This window comes from Crocosphaera sp. Alani8, from assembly GCF_038442745.1.
Classification (GTDB): domain Bacteria; phylum Cyanobacteriota; class Cyanobacteriia; order Cyanobacteriales; family Microcystaceae; genus Crocosphaera.
In genome coordinates this window covers 1-22,197 of sequence record NZ_JARVCN010000441.1, presented here as the reverse complement: position 1 = coordinate 22,197, position 22,197 = coordinate 1, and the positions used below count along the sequence as shown (strand labels likewise).

Here is a 22,197-nt window from a genome sequence, read left to right as displayed (position 1 = left end):
TGGCCTAAGTTTTCGCAGCGAGTGACCCCTGGCTTTTTGAGAAGATACAAAAATCTTTTAGCAGAAATAAAACTCCCTGAAAGATTATGGAATTTGTCCCCTAGTACGTTTTCAGGAGGAGAAAAACAAAGGGTAAATATTGCCAGAGGTATGATTTTTTCACCTCGTCTTTTACTTTTGGATGAACCTACAGCTAGTTTAGATAAAGCTTCCGTGGAAAGAGTTGTTAAAATTATTGAACGGATTAAAAAATCTGGAACGGCAATTTTAATTATTCTCCATGATCCCGATTTAGTTTCACATTTAGCTGATTTTGAAGTTAAGTTATCCTCTGAAAATAGACATATTGCTAGCGAAGTTTTGAGTAAGTAAAACTAATTAATTATTGGAGGCAAAAAACGATGAAAACTTACTTTACAAATTCTAAAATTATTCTCAAAGATAAAGTATTAGAATCTGCTTCTCTTCTAGTTGAAGATGGAGTAATTATGGCAATTAATCCTGATACACCTACTAATGTAAAAGAAATTAATTTACAGGGACAATATTTAATGCCGGGGATGATTGATGCTCATTGTGATGCCATAGAAAAAGAAATTGAACCTAGGGCAAATACATTCTTTCCTTTGGATTTTGCCATAGCTCAAATTGATCGAAAAAATGCGCTCACTGGTATTACGACACCATTTCATAGTATTTCTTTTGCTCATGAAGAATTAGGAGTAAGAAATAATGAAATGGCAGCAGAAATTGTTAGTAAAATTCATCAATATCAACTGTTTGCCTTAGTAGATAATCGGGTTCATTGTCGTTATGAAATCACCGATCCTACCAGTTTACCTATTCTTTTAAAATTATTAGGAGAAGATAGTGTGCATTTATTCTCTTTAATGGATCATACACCAGGACAAGGACAATTTAAAGATTTACAAGCGTATCGAGATTATTTGAGAAACACCTATAAAAAAACTGAGTCTGAAACTGATGTAATGGTAGCAAAAAAATTAGATAATGCACAAGGGGCCCAAGAAAGAATTAAAACCCTTGTAACTAAAGCTCATCTCCATAATGTAGCTATTGCTTCCCATGATGATGATACACAAGAAAGAATAGAAACAATGACAAATTTAGGCATTACAATTAGCGAATTTCCTATTAATTTAGACACTGCAAAAAAAGCAATTGAAATGGGTTTAAATACTGTCTTTGGCGCACCCAATATTTTACGTGGTAAAAGTCAAAGTGGTTCGATGAAAGCTATTTCAGCTATTACCCATAATGTTGCTAGTTGTTTATGCTCTGACTATTCTCCTGCTACTTTATTAACGGCAGCTTTTCGTCTGCCAACCTTAGCTCACTTAACTTTACCAGAAGCCATTTCTCTTGTCACGGCTAATCCGGCCAAAGCACTTTTATTAGACGATCGTGGTGACATTACTCTGGGGAAAAGAGCCGATTTGATTGCAGTCCAAATGGTTAATAATTTACCCCAAGTGACTCAAACATGGGTAAATGGTGTTAATATTTATGGTTGTTGTTATGAGAATTGACATAATTTATTTAACTTATGAAGCAAAAAAAATTCTTATATCAAAAAATGGCTGATTATTTAATTGGAGACATTAATCAAAAGAAATATAATGCTAATGATGCATTACCTTCTGAAAAAAAGTTAGCGGAGAAATACGAAGTTAATCGTTCAACTATTCGTCAAGCAATAGATGTTTTAGTTAAAAAGAATTTGGTTTATCGCCGTCAAGGTAGTGGCACTTTTGTTAAAGAGAATAAACTGAATTATTTTCTTAATCCTCAATCTAATTTTACACAAAATCTGATAGAAATAGGTTACTTACCTTGTTTAAAAATAATTAGTTCTAAATTGATACCAGCCCCTTTTAATGTTGCTAATAGTCTTGAAATTGCTCAAGATGAACTTGTTTTTAAAATAAAAAGTATTCGTTCTGCTTTTTTTTGTACAGAAGAAATTAATGATAACGAAATTACTCCTTTATGCTTAAGCACTTCCTATTTTATTGAAAGAAAATGTCCTAAATTATCAAGCCTAGTCTATCAGACTAATTCAATTTATAAACTATTAAAAAGTAAATATAATATTAGTCCTTACAGATGAGATTTCTTTTCCTCCTGGTATAAAAAAACGTGAGTTCGATGGAGGAAGAAAAGACTTCCGTTCTCCAAAAATTAAAATCAAACCATAGCAATTCGTAGTGAGTCTGCTATAGTTAAGGATAGAAAGAAAATTACTGAAAACAATTAGAAAAGAAATTTTCAAACAATAGTTGATATTAAATATTTAAAAAATATAAGAAATACAAAAATTTTTTATCATATCTATGTCATAGTGTTGTGTCAACTCTTATTATTTTATTTATATTGTATTTTTGGAAGTAAACTGGATTATATAGATGATAATCAGGTCAATATTTCTCCTCCCATTAACTTTTTATACCGAGTTTCTAATTCTTTTTTTAATGAAGGTAAACTCCCTAAATTTTTATCGGATATAATTATTTTTTCTGCTGCTAGTCTTGCTAGTTCTAGCACTTCTTGATCTTCGACTAAACTAGCTAATGCAAAGTCAGGTAAACCTGATTGACGGGTTCCTAAAACTGTTCCTGGACCACGGAATCTTAAGTCCATTTCTGAGATAAAAAAACCATCTTGTGACTGTTCTAAAACACTTAATCTTTGCTTTGCATCAGGGGTTTTACTACTACTCATTAATAGGCAATAAGACTTGTGAGAACCTCTTCCTACTCTACCTCTTAATTGGTGAAGTTGTGAGAGTCCAAACCGTTCCGCATTTTCGATTAACATAACGGTTGCATTGGGAACATCTACACCAACTTCTATGACGGTTGTTGAGACAATAATCTGATATTGATTATCTCGAAAAGCGGTTAAAACTTCGTCTTTTTCTGCTGAACTCATTCGTCCGTGTAATAGTCCAATATTAAAGTCAGGAAAGACTTTTTCAGACAATTTTGTATGTTCTTCTGTTGCCGCTTTTACATCCAATTTCTCTGATTCTTCAATCATGGGAAAAATAATATAAACTTGTCGTCCCTGAGCAACTTCTCGACGAATCAAATCATAAGCTTGAGTTCGTTCTTTTCCTGTTAACGCTGTTGTTTGAATAGCTTGTCTTCCGGGGGGTAATTCATCGATTTGACTTACATCTAAATCCCCGTGCAAAGTTAATGCTAAAGTTCGAGGAATCGGAGTAGCAGTCATAGTTAAAACGTGGGGAGATTTACCTTTTGCTAATAGTTTAGCTCTTTGCTGTACCCCAAATCTATGTTGTTCATCGATGACAACTAAGCCTAATTTTTGGAAGTTTACAGGGTCTTGAATTAGAGCATGAGTTCCTACTAAAAGAGGTAATTCTGCTGTGATTAATTGACGATGTATTTCTTCTCTTTTTGCTTTTTTTGTGGAACCTGTTAATAGTTCTACAGGTAAGTAAAGTTGGTTAAACCAAGGTACTAATTTACGATAATGTTGCTCTGCTAATACTTCTGTTGGTGCCATTAATGCCGCTTGATAACCAGATTGTAAGGCTGCTAAAATAGAAAAAACAGCAACAATTGTTTTTCCTGCACCCACATCTCCTTGTACTAAGCGGTTCATCGGAGTGATTGAGTTTAAATCTTCCAAAATTTCATTGATAACTCGCTCTTGAGCATTGGTTAATCTAAAAGGTAAAGTGTTACTAAATTGCTCGATTAATTTACCTTGAGGTGTAAAAACTGCACTACGCTGAATCTGTTTTTGTTCTTGGCGGCGTTGCAAAAAACCTAATTGTAAATAGAAGAATTCATCAAATACCAAACGTCGTCTTGCATGGGCTAATAATTCGGGAGTTTCAGGAAAATGAATGTTACTAATAGCTTCTTTTAATCCCATTAGTCCGTATTCTTCTCTTAATACTCTGGGTAAAGGATCTCTTATCTGTTTAATGGCCTCTAAACTAGCAATAATTGCTTTACGAATTAAATCAGCACCAACCCCCTCTGTTAAAGGATATACAGGTAGAACTCGACCAATTTTAATCGAATCTATATTTGAACCTAAACTATCTAAAACCTCAATTTCTGGATTGTCTAATGTCACTCCATAACGGTTTTGTTTTACTAAACCTGAAGCGGCAACTATTGCACTCAGAGGATACAATCTTTTTTGTTTTTCTTGCCATCCTCTATTAGTAAATCTTGCGCCAGCAAAGAAACGATTAAGTTTAATTTGTCCTGTATGATCTTTCAAAATCAACTCAAAAATGCTTAATTTTTTGTTTTTGGGACTGGTAAAACAATTACACCTTTTAACCGTTCCTACTATAGTTACTGTTTCCCCTGCTACTAAATCAGAAATAGACACTTGACGAGCATAATCAATATGATCCCGAGGATAATAAAATAGAATATCTCTTACTGTATATAAACCTAACTTTTTGAGGAGTTCCCCTCTTTTATAACCTACTTCTGCTAAAATACTTAAAGATTGCTCCAAAGTAATAGGACGCAGTGATGTTTTTTTATCTGTAATAGCTTTAGTTTTTGCTAACTTTGGAGATTGAGGTTTTGTTGATGTTTCTAAACTTTTTCTCAGCGTATACAAAAACTGACGGGTTTGACTAATCAAAGTCTTTCTTTGTGCTATGGTTAAGTTAGGATAATGAGCATATTGATTAGCCAAATCTTGCCAACGACGGCGATCACTTGTTGATGTACCAATAGGAGGGTTTTCTCCAAAACTTAGGCACAAAAATTCATTAAACTGATATTGATTACCCTGTAAATTAGTGAATCCTTTTTCTGCTTCTATAGAAAGGGCTTTATCTAAGCGTATCCAGTCAATATTTCCTGCGGCCATAGCTATCTACGGAGTTAACACCTGGACTTTTATTGTGACACATTTTTCTTATGTTTTTTGATAAATTATTTACTGAATAAGTTAATAATTCCGAGTCAAGTTCTATGGTATCAAGTCTATAGAAAGTTTCTTATTACATGATTAACTCACTTTGTTGTCTCATCTTCGAGCAATGCTTTTACTAATATCCTAACCGCTTCTTCTAGTTTATCTACTCTTTCCTCCAAAGACATGGGTGGAGATAATCCTTCAATAGCTTCTAGAAAATACTTCCAGCCTCTCTTACATTTTATCCCATAAGCTTTCTGATAAGCAGCATGAGCATTGTTATAATTTCCATAACGCTTAACTAATTCTTCTTGGTCAATTTTCTTTTTAGGAAGAGCTTTATTAGGGTTTTCAACAGTTTCCAATAATTCATGCAAACGACTATGTAATGTTGCTGTAATTGAAAATACATGAGCAGAATTTTTAATATCTTGTTGCCGTAAATCTTCTAACTCTTCGATTAATTTACCAAACCTTGACATAATTTTTACTCTTGATAATCATTATTTATCTGATAGGTTTCTACCAATATCAGCAGGACTTGTTCCCATTTGAGGCTTATCTTTAAAATTGGGCAGTTTGTTATCTATTCTACCATAACCTTGCTGATCATCAGCTGTAAAAAATAATGACTGAATTAATGTCCAAATAATACTAAATTTCTGGAATAAATCGTTTGTTTCCCTGACTTTGATAGTAGCAATTTCAACCTCTGTTTCAATTTTTCTTAATTGAGCAACGACCCTATCTCTCTGAGCTATCATTCTCTGTTTTTCCTGAGTTAATTGTGTCATTTGTTCATTAATCTGTGTTAACTCAGACTTTAACAATTCAATAGTTTCATATTTTATCTTAATTTGTACCTCTAACTCTTGATTTTCTTTTGAAAGGGTAACAATTTCAGCCTTTAACTTTTTCTTATCTATTTTATGTTGTTCACTCCGATATACTAGTTGACCTCGGGAACGTCTTAAAGTTTTAACTATCCCAACTGCTTCTTGTAATTCTGCATTATTAGGATAAGTCTTTGCTAATTTATAAACATCTTTTACTCGAGTATCAATATCAATAGTCATCTGAAAACTGCTTTATAATTCAACAACATAAAGCATAGTATTTTTTATCACCAATGACAGTGACACACCTCACATCATTAACCCTAAGTTAATTAAACTTCATAACTAGAAACTTAATTTTTTTAATAACCAATCCTTGCTATGATCAAATAAAGAATAAAGAAAACGCCACACCCCACTAAATATTATGGCGAAAAAAGGCAAATTTTTTCTTACAGACTGGTTAGAAACCCATTGGACAACCCCCGCTTTCAGTGGTTGGTTATTAGCAGTATTAGCCCTATGTTTCTTTGGGGCAGCCACTAACACAATGGCTGGATGGTTATATGTCTTAAGCGGCACTATTGTCGCTTTATTAATATTAGGGGCTTTCCTTTCGGTGCGATCGCTGTCTCAAATACAAGTCCGTCGCCATCCCCTCAACCCCGTCAGTGCAGGGGATGATCTCGCAGTGGAAGTCATCATTGAAAATAGGTCAAAATCTCCGAAAAATTTGCTTCAAATCTGGGATTTTGTGCCTCTGGCTATGGATGATCCCCAAAAAACCCCCATTGAAACTATTATCCCCCAAGGGGAACACCATTGGACTTATTACCTGCCAACTCAACAAAGAGGGGTTTATCATTGGCATGAGGTAGAGTTACGCAGTGGTTCACCGTTGGGGTTATTTTGGTGTCGTCGTAGTCAACAAGTCCCCGCTAAAGCAGTGGTTTATCCGCAGATTTTACCCTTGAATCACTGTCCTCTCATTGATACCATCGGACAAGAAGAAAGAGACAACCGACAAAGCGATCGCCGTTTTCAAGGGGCTAACGAAGGGGTTACCAAAGCCTTACGTCCTTATCGTTATGGGGACCCCATGCGTATGATTCACTGGCGTAGCAGTGCTAAATACGACGAGTTCCAGGTACGGGAACTAGAAGTTATCACTGGGGGAGAAGATATTATTATTTGTTTAGATAGTGGTTCTTCCTGGTTAGATAATAACTTCGAGGAAGGGGTAATTGCAGCCGCTTCTTTATATTTTTACGCTACACGGGCCCAATTAAACGTTAAATTATGGACAGCTAAAACGGGACTTATTTATGGTGATCGTCCCGTTTTGGAAACATTAGCTGCTGTGAATAAAGAAGAAGATCGCCAACAGACATTACCAAAAATGCCCCTAATTTGGATCACGGAAAATCCTGCCACTTTTGATAGTTTACCCCCAGGAAGTCGCTGGCTTTTATTCCCCCAAGAAGGGGATAAAATTGCTAGTTTTATGGGTAAAACTTTAAGGGGTATTGCCATTAGTCCGAACACATCTTTACAAACCCAACTACAGAAAATTCCCCAGTAATTTGAGTATTTTTTGTAATAGTTATTGTACAGAAAAAACCTTACCATTACGGACTAATAAAGCAAATGCTGCGCTAGTAACAAACATCAGTAAACTATAGATACCAGCAGGAATAGCCATAGTGGGAGAATTTAACAAAACACTAGCAATAGTAATAGCTAGTGTTCCATTTTGAATACCCACTTCTACAGTGATAGTTTTGACACTTTTATGGTCAAGTTTAGCTATGGTAGCAAGGGTATATCCGAGAAACATGGTCAGCAAATTTAAGCTTAAAGTAACCCCTCCAACCTGTAACAAAGAAGACAGCAAAGTGGCCCGTCCTTCAACTAATAAAGCGAAAATAATTAAGCCTAAAAAAGATAAGGATAGCCATTTAACAATTTTCTCAAGTTTAGCTGCTATTCTTGGTTGATAATGGTTGACTAACATCCCCAGACAAATAGGAATAAATACGATCACAGCAATTTGAATTATTGTTTTTAAGACAGGTAAGCGTAAAGCGGTGTCTGTTGCCATAAATGTCTGCATTCCTAAATTAATTATTAGAGGAATAGTAACAACAGTGATCAGACTACTAATAGCTGTTAAAGTAACAGATAAAGCCACATTACCCCGAACCAAATAACTAATTAAATTAGATGTTGCCCCCCCTGGACAAGTAGCTAAGATAACGACTCCAACTGCTAACTCTGGGGTTAAAGGGAAGATTCCAGCTAAGAAAAAACCAACAATAGGTAAAATAATTAACTGAGCAATTAAACCAAATAATACACTCTTTGGTTCAACCAAAACCCGCTGAAAATCCATAACTTTTAGGGTTAAACCCATGCCAATCATAATAATAAATAGGGCCAGGGGAAGAAATATAGCCGAAAGAAAATTAGACTCCATAAAAAATACACACAAAACTTTTCGCTATCTTAACAAGACTTTGATAAATTTGGTGGATTTTAGGAAAAAAGAGTCAATCTAACTGCAACTATGGACTAATGGTAATGGTAAAAAAAATGCCATCGTCCTGTAAAGAATTACCGTCTCGAAATAGGTCTTTTCCTAATGGGTTAGCCCAGTCAATACGTGCATTAAAAAAATCCCCGTATCGTATCTGTAACCCGACACCAACAGATGCTAATTCATTAATAGGTGGATCAGCAACATCCCCAGTATTCCATCCTTGACCATAGTTTAAAAAAGGAACAAGTTGCACCACAAAATTATTTTTAGGGAGACGATAGACAGGATAACGTAATTCCATTCCTGCAAAAATACCGTTATCCGTTAACAAAGAATTTTGACGATACCCTTTAACATTTCCTATCCCCCCCAAGGAAAATTGTTCTAAAGAAACAATAGGGCGATCTGCAAGCTGTACATCGCTTCTTAACACAAATAAAGTGTCCTCGGCTAATAATTTAACCCACTGGGCTTGACCTCGCCATAAAAAATAATTACTGTAAGGGGTATCAGGGTTAACAGCTAAATCGAAAGGTCTAGTAGTACCCAATGCTTCAACACCCCAGTCCAGTTGTGATCTAGCTGATACTACCTGGGTTGCCGTTCTTCCCACCCATTCTTGATAGAATCTAATAGTAGAAATATGGGTTCTTCCATTGGTATCGGAACCCCGAGAAGGAAAAGGGAGTCCCTCTAAATATAGAGTTTTACTTTTCTGATGCTCAAAATCTAATCCTAGAGCAAACTCTTGTAACGGGGTTTGAATAATAGGCTGCCGAAGGCGAAAAGAATACTTTTGATAATCAGAATTAATCTCTAAAATATCCAGAGGTTCCTCGATAATCTCTCCAGTTAAATTTCGATATCCTACCTCAACGGTTCCGTTGTAAACATTAACGGGAACCCTATAAGTAACTTCTACGTCTTCACTGGCATCTGAGTTAAAATAGCTAAAACTAGCTCGATCGCCTATTCCCAACAAATTGTTTTCAGCTATGTTGAACCCCCTACGAATTTCCCCGACTTGTGGGTTACGTCCATTATCGGAGAGAAAACTAGGACGAAAAGAGCGCGCCGAGACAACTTCCACCACTAAAATGTTATTACCAGGACGGGGACTCGGGGTTAGTTGAGAGGAAATACTGTCGATAATAGGGTCTAATTGTAGTCTTTGTAAAGATTCTACCAAACGAGGAACATTTAAGGGGGCTTTTCCTGCCAACGCTAAGCGATCCTTGACATAATTGGGATCGAGTTTACCTTCAACTGTAACTCTAATTTCCTCTAGTTTACCCTCGACAATTTTAATTGTGACCGTATCGTTTTCGATAGTTTGGGGGGGAATATACGCCCCAGAAGTAAGGTAACCCCTATCTACATAATACTGGGTAATAACCGATCGCACTTCTAATAACTCTGCAAAACTCAAAGGGCGATCAACAAAACTTTGAACCTCATCCCTCAATTCCTCTGCACCAAAAGCGGTGTTACCCTCAAAACGAAACTGTTTAACCGTAATAGTCCCAGGAATGTCGGGTGACAATTCCTCTGTGGGTGCAGGGGTAACATCAGGAGGGGTTAAGGGGATATCGGGTAAAGGAGCAGGTTGGGGTAACTCAGGAACAGTAGTAGGGGGAATAGGACTGTTATCAAAAGGCTGAGCCATTGATTTAGCAGTAAACACCCCAGTTAAGCAGAAAACACAAAAAAGCCAATAAAATAGGTTAGGGAGACGAATTATGGTGTGACAGATCATGACAGGTGGCAGGATTTAAACCAGGACTCTGAGGGGTCACAGTAGGTGCTTTTGCTGTTAGCACAACATTACCATCAGCATTAACTATCCATCCCTGTGCTTCCACAATGGTAGTTGTGTGTGTGTCGTTTTGATTGCGATACTCCTCGGATGGAGGAGAAGGAGGTTCTTGATTCGTGGGTTGAGTGTTCAATTGGTCAATATTAGGATAACCTAATTCTGTTAATCCTGTAGGATTCTCCACTCCTTCGTTGGGGTTGGAGGGTAAACCACCCCTTCCCTCAATGGTAAATTCCCCTCTAGTTAAGGCTTCCCCGAGACGACAAGCATCTACAATCAGGTTATTGGTATCCACTACTTCATCTGGTAATTTAACTAAACTTCTTTGTGGATCAACGTCCGGGCGATTAATACCAATATTTCCCACTTGACCAAACTGAGAACTAGCGGTGATGTCGCTGAGGGGGGTTAATCTTTCCCGTTCTTCGATCCCAAAAACCCCGGCTACGTCGATGTTGATGTTTCCTCCACTGCCTAGGAAAGCGTTGGCAAAAATATCGCTATTTTCTGCAGGAACCGTCAGAATAAACAGGGCATTAATATCTATGTTTCCTCCATTACCCAATCCTCCTGTAGTTCCTGCGGTAGTAGAAATATCGCTATCACGACGTAAACTCAAAAATCCCTCAACATCGAGGTTAATGTTACCTCCTTCCCCTGATGCAGTTTCAGCAGACAAGCGACTATTGTTATCTAACAATACATCTTGAGCTTGTATATCAACATTCCCTGCATTTCCTAAGCCAAAGCTACTAACTGTTACTTCTGAATCATTATTAACAGTAAGATTATCGGTGATGATGGTTAAACTACCTGCATTAGCTAAAGCATTATCCAATTCTAAAACTTCTGGATCAAACCCCAATTCTAAGGCAGTTTTAGGGTCTAAAGGCTCGGTGGTAGCAGTAAGTTGACTTTTCTCATCCAAAAAAATAGATTGTGCATTAAGGGTTAAATTTCCCCCTTGACCTATGCCAATGCTTCTAACAGCGACTTCTGAACCATTATTAACCGTTAACTGGTTAGTATCAATGGTTAAGTTTCCTGCGTTTCCTGTTCCTTCAGATGATGCTGTAATTGATCCTTGATTATCCAAAAAAATAGAATTCGCTGTAATATTAACGTTTCCTGCATTTCCTAAACCTAAACTAGCTGCTGAAATAACTCCACCATTTGTGACGCTTAATTGATTAGTTTCGATATTAACATTGCCTCCAGGACTGAATCCCGGTCTTCTTCTATCTTCAAATCCACTTTCAGTAGTAATGCGACTCAGGGCTACAGCATTACGATCTCTAACTATTCCACTACCACTAACTTGTATAAATTCAGTCGCATTTATATCAATAGTTCCTCCATTTCCTTCCATTGTAGTAATAGCCTGAATTTGTCCCCCATCTTGTAGCATTAAGCGTTTAGTATTGATGATGGTTGATCCGCCATTTCCTGAATTAAGGGTATTAGTTCCCAACAAAGTCGCACTAGAAGAGCTTGTTCCAATTAACTCAATTGATTCTGAAGCATTTATCTCTAATGAACCACTATCTCCTATTCCCCCAGTGCCGGATAAGATCGCTGCTCCTTCTCGTAAGAGTAGGTTTTTTGTATTTACAACAATATCACCACCATTCCCAGTAGCATTCGGACCTACTTCAGCTAAGGTTTGACCTCCAATTATTTGAAAAGACTCTAAAGCATTAATAATAATGTTTCCTGCTGTATTTGCATTTTCTGTTGTTGTTTTAATTTCTGATTCGTTTAAGACAATATTCCGACCTGTTACTTGAATTGGTAGGTTTTCTCCCTCAATTTTAGTTCCCTCGGATAAAGTAACATCATCGAAAGCATTGATGATAATGTTTCCTGCTGTATTTGCATTTTCTGTTGTTGTTTTAATTTCTGATTCGTTTAAGACAATATTCCGACCTGTTACTTGAATTGGTAGGTTTTCTCCCTCAATTTTAGTTCCCTCGGATAAAGTAACATCATCGAAAGCATTGATGATAATGTTTCCTGCTGTATTTGCATTTTCTGTTGTTGTTTTAATTTCTGATTCGTTTAAGACAATATTCCGACCTGTTACTTGAATTGGTAGGTTTTTTCCCTCAATTTTAGTTCCCTCGGATAAAGTAACATCTTGGAATGTATTAACCCCTTGATATGCTAATTCAAATCCCACCTCAGTTATACTTAGTCTGACCTGACTATTCTTCCCTACGCTTCCTAACTCCACCCTTCCTTGATTTAAACTTAGTTCTGCACCTAAGAAGTCGAGGTCACCACCTACAAAAGCAAAAGTTACCCCACTTGTTTCTTGGGGTACAAGATTTTTTGCCTGATTTACAATTGTTCCTGGATTGGAACCAAATTGTAATCCCACAGGGGAACTCATAGTTAACATTGGGTTAGGTTCTACGTTATTAGAGCTAAACTCTACCCCATCAGCAAAGATCATACCCTCAGCAGTGGTTGCGAGGAATGAGCCTTTGATATTTATTTGAGCATTAGCACCGAAGGTAATACCATTGGGGTTTATGAGAATAAAATTAGCTACACCATTAGCCCTGATTATCCCTTCAATGTTAGACAATGAAGGTCCTGTGACACGATTGATAATATTCTTAATAGTTGAGTAATTCTGAAAACTAGCTGTAGTGCCGTTGGGAACAGAAAACTGTTCAAAACTATGGAACAGATTACCTCCTCTTGATTGGCCACCTCTAATAGTAAATACTTGATCTTGGTTTATGAATTCAACTTTCGTTCCAACTGTATTATCTGTAGAAATTTGGGCTAGTACGTTTGGTGCTATTATAGTTTGGCTAACAATGATACCACTAGTGACAATACAAGGATATAAGTATTTGATTATATGAAGGGTTTGCATAAGGATCAGTTAGATGAAAACTTTATTTGACCCTATTATAATCATACTTTTTTTCTGGTTAACAATCTTAGCCAGTTGCCTAGTTTTCTAGCACCAAGGGTTTGAGTAACTGCACTTATTACCTTGAGAACCTTCTTGAGAAGGCTTAGTATTTTTATCAGACTTATTATCATTTTCAGTTGTTTCAATTCTGTTTTCTTTCATGGTTTCAACATTAATAGGTGAAGCGAATGCAGCAACATTGATACCAGTGGTTAAAGCAAAGGTTAAGATAGTGGCGAAGGTTTTGTTGAATGTCATTGGTTTGGCTCCTGTTGTTTTCTTTATATTTTCTTTATGTTTTTATATTATTTTGTTTCTTGGAAAAAAGTTACCGAATAAATGCGTGAATTACAAAAAAAAGGTTTGTTGGTCATTTACGTAGGAGAACTTAAGTATATGCTCCATGTACAAGCATGGGGTTTATACATAGTTTACGCAAAAAAGTTAGAAACTCGGTAAACTCCTTTAGATATTTTTATCTATGCTTTTACACTTAGTCTGAATCCACCTAAATTCTTTAAGGAAAATCAATTATTTTTAACTGTAAAGTATTGTAAATAGACATTGATATAGATATGTGATTTAACCCACATCTATATCAATGTCTCAATCACAGTTTCTGAGTGACTACGGTAATAGCCTCATTTTTGTTACCATAGAAGTATTGAGCAGCAGACAGTAAACGGTGATAATAACTGATAACCGGTAACTGAACACTGAATAACTGAATCACATAAAATCTTTTCGGAGTCGCAATCTATAATGGTAGAGAATAACCGTTCAACAGTCGTGATTACGGGAGCGTCATCGGGAGTAGGCTTATATGCGGCCAAAGCTTTAGCGAATAGGGGTTGGCACGTTGTTATGGCTTGTCGCAATCAGCCAAAAGCTCATCAAGTAGCCCAGTCTTTAGGAATACCACTGAATAGCTACACTGTAATGCACATCGACTTAGGTAACTTAGATAGTGTAAGACAGTTTGTTAATGATTTTCGTACCACTGGTAAATCCGTTGATGCTTTGGTCTGCAATGCAGCTATTTATATGCCTTTACTAAAAGAACCCTTGCGGAGTCCCGAAGGCTATGAATTAAGTATGACCACTAATCATTTGGGACATTTTCTCCTCTGTAATTTAATGTTAGAGGATCTTAAAAAATCGCCTGTATCGGAAAAACGGGTTGTTATCTTAGGAACAGTTACCCATAATCCTAATGAACTAGGTGGAAAAATTCCCCCTCGTCCAGACTTAGGTAATCTAGAGGGGTTTGCTGAAGGGTTCCAAGAACCTATTTCTATGGTTGATGGCAAGAAGTTTGAACCAGTGAAAGCTTATAAGGATAGTAAGGTTTGTAATGTTCTTACTATGAGAGAACTTCATCGACGCTATCACGAAAGTACAGGGATTATTTTTACTTCTCTGTACCCAGGATGTGTAGCAGATACTCCTTTGTTCCGTAACCATTATCCTCTCTTCCAAAAAATCTTCCCTTGGTTCCAAAAGAATATTACAGGAGGTTATGTTTCCCAAGAACTAGCCGGAGAGAGAGTCGCTGATGTGGTTACAAAATCAGAATACGGTCAGTCTGGATCTTATTGGAGTTGGGGAAACCGTCAGAAAAAAGATCGCCAAGACGCTTTTGTTCAGAAGGTGTCCCCCCAAGCTCAAGATGAAGCCAAAGCAGAACAGATGTGGGACCTTAGCCAAAAACTAGTCGGACTCGCTTGAGCATAATGGAAAAATCGAGTTAACTCATAACTCGATTTTCCTAAAAAACCTGGTGCTTAAAAAATTAATGCGGATGGCGAGACTTGAACTCGCATGGCGTGAGCCACACGCCCCTCAAGCGTGCGTGTCTACCGATTCCACCACATCCGCTCGTTAGCACATTCCAAACTTAACTATAGCACACATTTATCTAAAAACAATCCCAAAATTAAAATAAAAATCATTGTTTTAAGAGTTCAAAAGACATTTTTTCAGGAAGCAAGATATAATCTGTTACGAAAGCGTTAATAAAGTTTATCAGATGAGTAATCCTGTTCTCCACGCCTTCTTTTTAGGCCGAGCCTTTGCCGAAGTTGTCGGCGAGAAAGTAGAAGAATCTCTAACCAATACCTTGAGTGAGTTAGGGAAATTTGATGCCGAACAACGGGAAAACCTCCGTCAGTTTATAGAAGAAGTACAAGCGCGTGCTGAGAAAGAGGTTGCCCAAGGTAGCACTAGCACCAGTACCACCACAACTGATCAAGATTCTCCTGTAGATCTCCAAGAAACTATTGACGACTTAAGAGCGGAGATTGCTCGTCTTAGAGCAGAATTAAAGAATTATCGCGATCAAAAAGCCTAATTCTTTGCCAAATTTTTAAAATTAATATAAAAGCCCAAGTTAGTAAACCCCAAATAAACCGAGTGTCTGCCCTGTCATCGAACACCAAATCATCCCTAGTCAAAAAAAAGGGTGCTTCTGTCCCCAGGAGCATCACCCAACTACAAACGGCTGAGAAATACCGTTGGAACCGCGAAAATTACTCCATTGCACGCCGTCGCCTAGATATTTGGCGGTTCGTTCTTTCATTGCTGTTCCGTTTTTGGCGCAATGGTAAAAAATGGAGCTATAAAGGAGGTTTTACCCAGGAAAAATTAGCCGCCAGACGTAAAGTCCAAGCGGTGTGGATACGAGAAAACTTGCTGAATTTGGGTCCTACCTTTATTAAAGTAGGACAGCTATTTTCCACCCGTGCGGATTTATTTCCGGCTGAGTACGTTGAAGAACTTTCTAAGTTGCAAGACGAAGTTCCTGCCTTTACTTACGAACAGGTGAGTAAGATTATTGAAAAAGACCTAGGAAAGTCTTTATCTCAGCTTTTTCGTAATTTTGATCCCGTTCCCATCGCCGCAGCTAGTTTAGGTCAGGTTCATAAGGCTAAGCTTTATTCTGGGGAAGAAGTGGTTGTCAAAATACAACGACCTGGGCTAAAAGAACTGTTTACAATCGATCTAGCAATTCTGAAGAAGATAGCTTACTATTTTCAAAATCATCCAAAATGGGGTAAAGGTAGAGATTGGATTGGTATTTACGAAGAATGCTGTAAGATTCTTTGGCAAGAAACAGATTATCTTAACGAAGGCCAAAATGCCGATACCTTTCGTCGCAATTTTAGGGGAGAGGATTGGGTAAAAGTACCAAGGGTGTATTGGAGATATACTTCTCCCCGTGTGCTTACCTTAGAATACCTTCCAGGCATTAAGATTAGCCACTATGAAGGATTAGAGGCAGCAGGTTTAGACCGTAAGTTGCTGGCAAGATTAGGGGCAAAAGCGTATTTGTGTCAACTACTCAACGACGGCTTTTTTCACGCCGATCCCCACCCGGGGAACATTGCAGTGGATACGGACGGGTCGCTAATTTTCTACGATTTTGGCATGATGGGGCGCATCAACACCAATGTCAGAGAAAAATTGATGGACACCCTTTTTGGTATTGCTCAAAAAGACGGCGATCGGGTTGTATCTTCCTTAGTGGCATTAGGTGCGTTGAGTGCCACGGATGATATGGGGCCCGTACGTCGTTCCATACAATTCATGTTAGATAACTTCATGGATAAACCCTTTGAGGAACAATCTATAGCCGCTATCAGTGACGATCTGTATGAAATTGCTTATGATCAGCCCTTTCGCTTCCCTGCTACTTTCACCTTTGTAATGCGAGCTTTTTCCACTCTAGAAGGGGTAGGCAAAGGCTTAGACCCTAACTTTAACTTTATGGAAGTAGCGCAACCCTTCGCTTTAGACTTAGTGGCAGATCTAGATGGCAATACCGGTAACAGTATTATAGATGAGATAACCCGTCAGGCGACCCAGGTAAGCAACACAGCTTTCAGTTTACCAAGACGGATAGACGACACCATCGGAAAATTGGATCGGGGAGATATTCGTCTAAGGGTACGTTCTGTAGAATCTGATCGTCTATTACGCCGCTTAGGTATGATGCAAATGGCAACTAACTACAGCATATTTTTCAGTGCCTTGGTTGTTTCTGGAACACTTTTATTTATCAACGATTACATTAGAACTGCGATCATCACTATTGTGTTAGCTTTAGTTCCTGGATGGGGATTCATTCGTCTTCTGCGTCGCATTAACCGTTTAGATAAAATGTTTTAGGTGTTGTTGGCAAACTATGTGGGAATTACCCAAAAAATCTTATAACTAGAGTTATCATTTGTTTAATGATGACCAACAGAAGATTTTTTGATAATATTTTACTAGGTAGGGAGTTTTGCCAACACTTTAGTTACAGAACAAACTACCACTGTATATTTCAATTAACCAACTCACCAATGATGAATCGTCGCTTCACAGGTCTAACCGACCAAGGACTGTTGAGATCGGTCAATCAAGATAACTATTACATCGATCCTGAAGGGCGTTTCTTTGTGGTCGCAGATGGCATGGGTGGTCACGCCGGAGGACAAGAAGCTAGTTTAATTGCCACCCAACGCATTAAGGAATATCTAGAGCAGTATTGGGATTCTGAAACCTCTTCCCATGACATTTTAGAGGAAGCAATCTTAAAGGCAAATGAAGGTATATTAGAGGACCAACAAAGTCACCCCGAAAGAGGTGAAATGGGAACAACGGCAGTAGTTGTCTTATTCCGCGGAGAACAACCTCTAATAGCTCATGTGGGGGACTCTCGCCTATATCGGGTTCGTGAGGGTAAATTGGAACAAATAACCGAAGACCATACCTGGGTTGCCAAGGCTTTAAGAATGGGAGACATCGACGCAGAACAAGCGAAAACTCACCCAGGAAGGCACGTTTTATTTCAATGTTTGGGGCGTAAAGATACCCAGAAGCCGGAAATTGGGGAACTCGATATTCAATCAGGCGATCGCTTATTGTTATGCAGTGATGGCTTAACAGAAGAAGTTGCTGACCCAGGTATTCAAGAGATTTTTGACCACAGCGAATCCTGTGACGACATTGCTAGAAACTTAGTAGAAGCGGCTAAGGATGGTGGTGGTTCCGACAATATTACCGTTGTTATTGTTATGCAAAATTAGGGTGTCTTTCTGAAAGAAACTCTAGATAGGTGATAACATCGAACCGTTGATAAAGAACTCACCTTTAAACAAGCTAAGTTCAACCTAACAGCACCGAGTCAAGTTACAATAAGGAGTTGTGCTTAAAAAACCCTCCTCAATCCATGAATACCACCACTGATGATAAAACCATTGTCAAAGACTACTTTAACGCCACAGGATTTGACCGTTGGCGTAGAATTTATGGTGATGGGGAAGTCAATAAAGTTCAAAAGGATATTCGCCTCGGACATCAACAAACCATCGATACAGTAGTAGGCTGGCTAAAAGCTGATGGGAATCTCGATAATCTCTCCATTTGCGATGCTGGATGTGGGGTTGGTAGTTTAAGTCTTCCTCTGGCACAAGAAGGCGCAAAAATTTTTGCCAGTGATATTTCTGAAAAAATGGTTACAGAAGCTCAAGAAAGGGCTGAGAAAGTCCTGAAAGATATCAGCAATGTAACCTTTGTGGTACAAGATTTAGAAGGCTTGAGCGGTGAATATAATACAGTTATTTGCCTAGATGTATTGATTCATTATCCCACCGAAGATGCGGCTAAAATGATTAATCATTTAGCATCTTTGGCTGAAAATCGCTTAATCCTTAGTTTTGCACCAAAAACCCTTTGTTTAACCCTTCTCAAAAAGATTGGTGAATTTTTCCCTGGTCCAAGTAAAACGACTCGGGCTTATCAACACCGAGAAAAGGATATCATAGAAATATTAGAGAAAAGCGGCTTTACCATTCAACGGAAAGACATGACTAGCACTCGTTTTTACTATTCTCGAATTCTCGAGGCGGTTAAACAATAGGATAAGCCACTAAACAATGATTGTGCGCTGTAGGGGCTTAATCTATTAAGCCCCTAAATATTGGTAAATTGGGGGGGATGTGATGGCACTGACAACGCAGCAATTAATTACCTGGAAACAACAAAGCCGTCCCATTATCGCTTTAACCGCTTGGGATTATGCTTTTGCTCAGATACTAGATATGGCTGGTGTTGATATTATTTTGGTGGGAGACTCCTTGGCGATGGTAGCCTTAGGATATCAAACCACTTTACCAGTTACTCTAGATGAAATGTTACACCACGCAGCAGCTGTCCGTCGCGGAGTCGAACGGGCTTTGGTTGTGTGTGATTTACCCTTTCTTAGCTATCAAGAAAGCACTAGTCAAGCTATTCGTGCAGCAGGAAGGGCTTTGAAAGAAACAGGAGTACAAGGGGTTAAACTAGAAGGGGGACATCCTGCTGCAGTGGAAACCGTTGCCCGTCTGAGTGATATTGGCATTCCTGTAATGGGTCATGTGGGATTAACCCCTCAGTCGGTAAATCGTTTGGGCTACCGTCAACAAGGGACCACCGAAGCTGAAGCTGAACGTATTTTATTAGAAGCGATCGCTTTATCGGAAGCTGGAGCGTTTGCGATTGTTTTAGAGCATATTCCGGCTAAGCTTGCGAGGATAATCACCACTAAGTTAGATATTCCTACTATTGGAATTGGTGCAGGGTCAGATTGTGATGGACAGGTGTTAGTGACGGCAGATTTATTAGGATTATCAGAAAAACAACCGCCTTTTGCTAAATCTTATGTAAATTTAAAAGAAATTATTACTAAAGCAATTAATAACTTTTCTCAGGAGGTTCGAGAAAGAGAGTTTCCCTAAATTCAAATAGTTTCCAATCTGCTCCAAAAAGCAAATGAAACTTTTGAGTAGAATAAACTTCATCTCGCTTATTGTTCTGGGGGAACTTGCTCGCGAGTAATAATAATCATTTCAAAAAAATCTTTAATTCTTTGGGGTTCAATAGGAACAATTCCATCTTCTCCAAAATAACGATTAACTATTTCTAAATAACGAGGATTGTTATTGATATAACCATCCATCATTTTACCAATGCTTAAATTAACTAAATTTAAAAAAGTTGAGTCTTGTTCTGGGACCATGCAGGCAATTCCATGTCGGAAATAGGATTCATCGGGAACTACTTTGTATTCATCTGGTTGTTCTAAAGTTTGTCGCATTCCCTCTAAAATGGTTCCATCAAACGCAAAACCATCCGCTTCTCCTTCTTCGACAGCTCTAATACCTGCCTCTATGCTATCAACATTAACAATAGTAACTTGGGATTCAATTACCTTAATAGCATCTGGACGCATAATATTCTCAATAATAGCAATTCGTTTATTTTTAAATGATTCTGGAGAAGATAAATTACTATTTTCCTTGACTAAAACTTTAATACCAGAGATTCCATAAGCTAAAGAGAAATCGACAAATCTATCCCTTTGCCATGTAAAAACTGTGTCACAAGCAATATCAACTTCCCGATTCAAAACACTGGTAATTCTTTCATCTAAGGTGTCATCAACAATAACTTTGATTTTAACATCTCTTCCTAATTCTTTGGCTAAATTTTCCCTAATTAATTCGATTACTTCCACAGAATAACCGACTAATTCATCTTGATCATTAACATAAGCATAAGGCACTAAATCAATTCTTGTACTAACATTTAATACTCCTGTTCTTGCCACTCTTTCTATAACTGTCTCCGCCAAGCTTTGACTAGAAAAAGTTAAGGCGGTAATTAAACTCAAAGCAATCAATGGTAATTTTTTATACATGGTTTTTTGCCTTAATCGGAAGAAACACTAAAATTTTTACTCAATTTTGGTCAATTTGTAAATAAAGGGTAAACAAATTTAACAATAATGGTAATTAAAGTCTTTTTTTGCTATAGTCTTTAGGAGAATTATATTATCTAGTAAAAAATGTACCAATGACTACAAAAGTTACTTTCATGGGCTTTTTGTTAGCTGTATCAACATTGAGTGTTTCAGCAACAAACACCAATGCTCAACAACCAACTGCTAGCCACACTACTAATAATATTGAATATCGGCTATTGCGTATTACCAAAGCGATACAAAAGCAAGAAATAGAAACTATCAATACTTTACCCATAGAAGACGAAAACTTATTAGTTAGAGGGTTTGCTAATCGTGGTGGCGGTGGCGGCTTTGTTAATCGGGGTGGTGGCGGTTTTGTTAATAGAAGTCCTTTCCGTAATGGAGGTGGCGGTTTTGTTAATAGCGGTGGTGGCGGTTTCGTTAATAGGAGTCCTTTCCGAAACGGTGGTGGATTTTACAACCGTTATTGATAGATTAAAAAAAAGTTTTTTATTTGATATTTTTTCTATATTTGTTGTTCAATTTAGGAGATAAAACGTTGCAGATTACGACAAAAATTAGTTGTGTTGGACTAGTTTTAGCTGTGTCTATTTTAACCGCATCTGTTGCCGAAAGTTACGGTGTTTCATCTCATAATGAGAGAACTATAGAAAATCGCCTTTCTCGTTTAACAGAGAAAATTAAGGAAATAGGAATTGACAATTCAAATAACAGAAATGAAGATTTAATAGCAAGAGGTTGGGGAAATGGCCGTAGAGGTAGTTGGGGTAATGGATATCGGGGAGGTTTTGCAAATCGTCATGGAGGAGGAGGTTTTGTAAATAGAAGTCCCTGGCGTAATGGAGGTGGCTTTTATAATCGTTATGGTGGTGGAGGTTTTGTTAACCGCGGGGGTGGTTGGCGCAACGGGGGATTTGTTAATCGTTGGTAAGGAAAAAAGATGACGATAAATTTACCTATAAATATTCATAATAATAACTCTCTTGATATTTCTTCGTTTGGACCAATTAATTTAGTTGTTATTCAACCCACTCCTTTTTGTAACTTAGATTGTGATTATTGTTATTTACCGAATCGGGACTTAAAAGAAAGGTTATCCCTTGACTTGATTGAACCCATTTTTAAGGCAATTTTTACTAGTCCTTTTGTGGGAGAATTTGTTGATATTTGTTGGCACGCAGGGGAACCTCTTGCCGTTCCTATTTCTTATTATAAAGAAGTATTTAAAAAAATTCAAATTGCTAATCAAAAATATAACTATGGAGCAGTTCCTATTTATCATTCGATCCAAACTAATAGCATTTCCCATACTCATGAGGTACACTGGGAGGAAACTATTTAATGCGATCG

21 protein-coding genes and 1 tRNA gene are annotated in these 22,197 nt (G+C 37.7%); 13 read left to right on the top strand and 9 right to left on the bottom strand.

Annotated features, from left to right (window positions below):
• From P9B04_RS21680 to P9B04_RS21670, 3 genes are all read left to right on the top strand, one after another.
• Positions 1-372 (top strand): ATP-binding cassette domain-containing protein (locus tag P9B04_RS21680; RefSeq protein WP_342057043.1); only part of this gene is annotated, 372 nt, incomplete at its 5' end.
• A gap of 29 nt (positions 373-401) precedes the next feature.
• Positions 402-1,550, top strand: a complete 1,149-nt coding sequence (locus P9B04_RS21675) for an alpha-D-ribose 1-methylphosphonate 5-triphosphate diphosphatase (RefSeq protein WP_342057042.1) — start codon at positions 402-404, stop codon at positions 1,548-1,550.
• A 17-nt stretch (positions 1,551-1,567) separates the two neighbouring features.
• Positions 1,568-2,131 carry a GntR family transcriptional regulator gene (locus tag P9B04_RS21670; protein ID WP_342057041.1) on the top strand — a complete coding sequence of 188 codons (564 nt, stop codon included), beginning with the start codon at positions 1,568-1,570 and terminating at the stop codon, positions 2,129-2,131.
• Between the two features lie 302 nt (positions 2,132-2,433).
• Here P9B04_RS21670 and recG read toward each other — a convergent pair whose 3' ends face one another.
• The 3 genes from recG to P9B04_RS21655 all read right to left on the bottom strand — a co-directional run bounded on the left by recG (position 2,434) and on the right by P9B04_RS21655 (position 6,017).
• Positions 2,434-4,893 carry an ATP-dependent DNA helicase RecG gene (gene recG, locus P9B04_RS21665; protein WP_342057040.1) on the bottom strand — a complete coding sequence of 820 codons (2,460 nt, stop codon included), beginning with the start codon at positions 4,891-4,893 and terminating at the stop codon, positions 2,434-2,436.
• Between the two features lie 146 nt (positions 4,894-5,039).
• Positions 5,040-5,423, bottom strand: a complete 384-nt coding sequence (locus tag P9B04_RS21660) for a hypothetical protein (RefSeq protein ID WP_342057039.1) — start codon at positions 5,421-5,423, stop codon at positions 5,040-5,042.
• A 21-nt stretch (positions 5,424-5,444) separates the two neighbouring features.
• The gene (locus P9B04_RS21655) at positions 5,445-6,017 is read right to left on the bottom strand and encodes a hypothetical protein (protein WP_342057038.1); all 573 of its coding nucleotides are present in this window, start codon (positions 6,015-6,017) and stop codon (positions 5,445-5,447) included.
• A 187-nt stretch (positions 6,018-6,204) separates the two neighbouring features.
• On the opposite strand from P9B04_RS21655, the gene P9B04_RS21650 reads away from it, so the two are divergent.
• On the top strand, positions 6,205-7,359 hold the full coding sequence (locus P9B04_RS21650) for a DUF58 domain-containing protein (RefSeq protein ID WP_342057037.1): 1,155 nt from the start codon (positions 6,205-6,207) through the stop codon (positions 7,357-7,359).
• A gap of 21 nt (positions 7,360-7,380) precedes the next feature.
• On the opposite strand, the gene P9B04_RS21645 is transcribed toward P9B04_RS21650, so the two are convergent.
• The 4 genes from P9B04_RS21645 to P9B04_RS21630 all read right to left on the bottom strand — a co-directional run bounded on the left by P9B04_RS21645 (position 7,381) and on the right by P9B04_RS21630 (position 13,319).
• Positions 7,381-8,253 carry a bile acid:sodium symporter family protein gene (locus P9B04_RS21645; protein ID WP_342057036.1) on the bottom strand — a complete coding sequence of 291 codons (873 nt, stop codon included), beginning with the start codon at positions 8,251-8,253 and terminating at the stop codon, positions 7,381-7,383.
• Positions 8,254-8,341: 88 nt separating this feature from the next.
• Positions 8,342-9,982 carry a ShlB/FhaC/HecB family hemolysin secretion/activation protein gene (locus tag P9B04_RS21640; protein WP_342057035.1) on the bottom strand — a complete coding sequence of 547 codons (1,641 nt, stop codon included), beginning with the start codon at positions 9,980-9,982 and terminating at the stop codon, positions 8,342-8,344.
• A 58-nt stretch (positions 9,983-10,040) separates the two neighbouring features.
• On the bottom strand, positions 10,041-13,019 hold the full coding sequence (locus P9B04_RS21635) for an S-layer family protein (RefSeq protein ID WP_342057034.1): 2,979 nt from the start codon (positions 13,017-13,019) through the stop codon (positions 10,041-10,043).
• 87 nt (positions 13,020-13,106) lie between these two features.
• Complete coding sequence (locus P9B04_RS21630; protein WP_342057033.1) at positions 13,107-13,319, bottom strand: hypothetical protein; 213 nt, start codon at positions 13,317-13,319, stop codon at positions 13,107-13,109.
• A gap of 504 nt (positions 13,320-13,823) precedes the next feature.
• Between P9B04_RS21630 and P9B04_RS21625 the strand changes: the two genes are divergently transcribed.
• Positions 13,824-14,789 (top strand): protochlorophyllide reductase, encoded by a 966-nt coding sequence (locus tag P9B04_RS21625; protein WP_342057032.1) that lies wholly within the window; start codon positions 13,824-13,826, stop codon positions 14,787-14,789.
• A 68-nt stretch (positions 14,790-14,857) separates the two neighbouring features.
• Here P9B04_RS21625 and P9B04_RS21620 read toward each other — a convergent pair.
• Positions 14,858-14,939: transfer RNA gene (locus P9B04_RS21620), tRNA-Leu, on the bottom strand.
• Between the two features lie 151 nt (positions 14,940-15,090).
• Here P9B04_RS21620 and P9B04_RS21615 point away from each other — a divergent pair.
• The 5 genes from P9B04_RS21615 to panB all read left to right on the top strand — a co-directional run bounded on the left by P9B04_RS21615 (position 15,091) and on the right by panB (position 19,819).
• Entirely contained in the window at positions 15,091-15,411 is a 321-nt protein-coding gene (locus P9B04_RS21615; protein ID WP_342057031.1) for a DUF6825 family protein, read from the top strand.
• Positions 15,412-15,542: 131 nt separating this feature from the next.
• Entirely contained in the window at positions 15,543-17,228 is a 1,686-nt protein-coding gene (locus tag P9B04_RS21610; protein ID WP_342057044.1) for an ABC1 kinase family protein, read from the top strand.
• 176 nt (positions 17,229-17,404) lie between these two features.
• Positions 17,405-18,130 (top strand): Stp1/IreP family PP2C-type Ser/Thr phosphatase, encoded by a 726-nt coding sequence (locus P9B04_RS21605; protein ID WP_342057030.1) that lies wholly within the window; start codon positions 17,405-17,407, stop codon positions 18,128-18,130.
• A 143-nt stretch (positions 18,131-18,273) separates the two neighbouring features.
• Positions 18,274-18,963: a magnesium protoporphyrin IX methyltransferase gene (gene bchM, locus P9B04_RS21600; RefSeq protein ID WP_342057029.1), complete on the top strand. Its 690-nt coding sequence runs from the start codon at positions 18,274-18,276 to the stop codon at positions 18,961-18,963.
• Positions 18,964-19,045: 82 nt separating this feature from the next.
• Positions 19,046-19,819 (top strand): 3-methyl-2-oxobutanoate hydroxymethyltransferase, encoded by a 774-nt coding sequence (gene panB / locus P9B04_RS21595; RefSeq protein WP_342057028.1) that lies wholly within the window; start codon positions 19,046-19,048, stop codon positions 19,817-19,819.
• A 68-nt stretch (positions 19,820-19,887) separates the two neighbouring features.
• Here the strand turns inward: panB and grrP are convergent, their stop codons facing one another.
• A complete protein-coding gene (gene grrP / locus P9B04_RS21590; RefSeq protein ID WP_342057027.1) occupies positions 19,888-20,781 on the bottom strand; it encodes an extracellular substrate binding-like orphan protein GrrP in 894 nt (297 codons plus the stop codon).
• Positions 20,782-20,936: 155 nt separating this feature from the next.
• On the opposite strand from grrP, the gene grrA (P9B04_RS21585) reads away from it, so the two are divergent.
• From grrA (P9B04_RS21585) to P9B04_RS21575, 3 genes are all read left to right on the top strand, one after another.
• Entirely contained in the window at positions 20,937-21,317 is a 381-nt protein-coding gene (gene grrA, locus P9B04_RS21585) for a GrrA/OscA1 family cyclophane-containing rSAM-modified RiPP (protein WP_342057026.1), read from the top strand.
• A 68-nt stretch (positions 21,318-21,385) separates the two neighbouring features.
• Entirely contained in the window at positions 21,386-21,778 is a 393-nt protein-coding gene (gene grrA / locus P9B04_RS21580; RefSeq protein WP_342057025.1) for a GrrA/OscA1 family cyclophane-containing rSAM-modified RiPP, read from the top strand.
• A 9-nt stretch (positions 21,779-21,787) separates the two neighbouring features.
• Positions 21,788-22,189 (top strand): radical SAM protein, encoded by a 402-nt coding sequence (locus tag P9B04_RS21575; RefSeq protein WP_446718029.1) that lies wholly within the window; start codon positions 21,788-21,790, stop codon positions 22,187-22,189.
• Positions 22,190-22,197 lie beyond the last annotated feature (8 nt).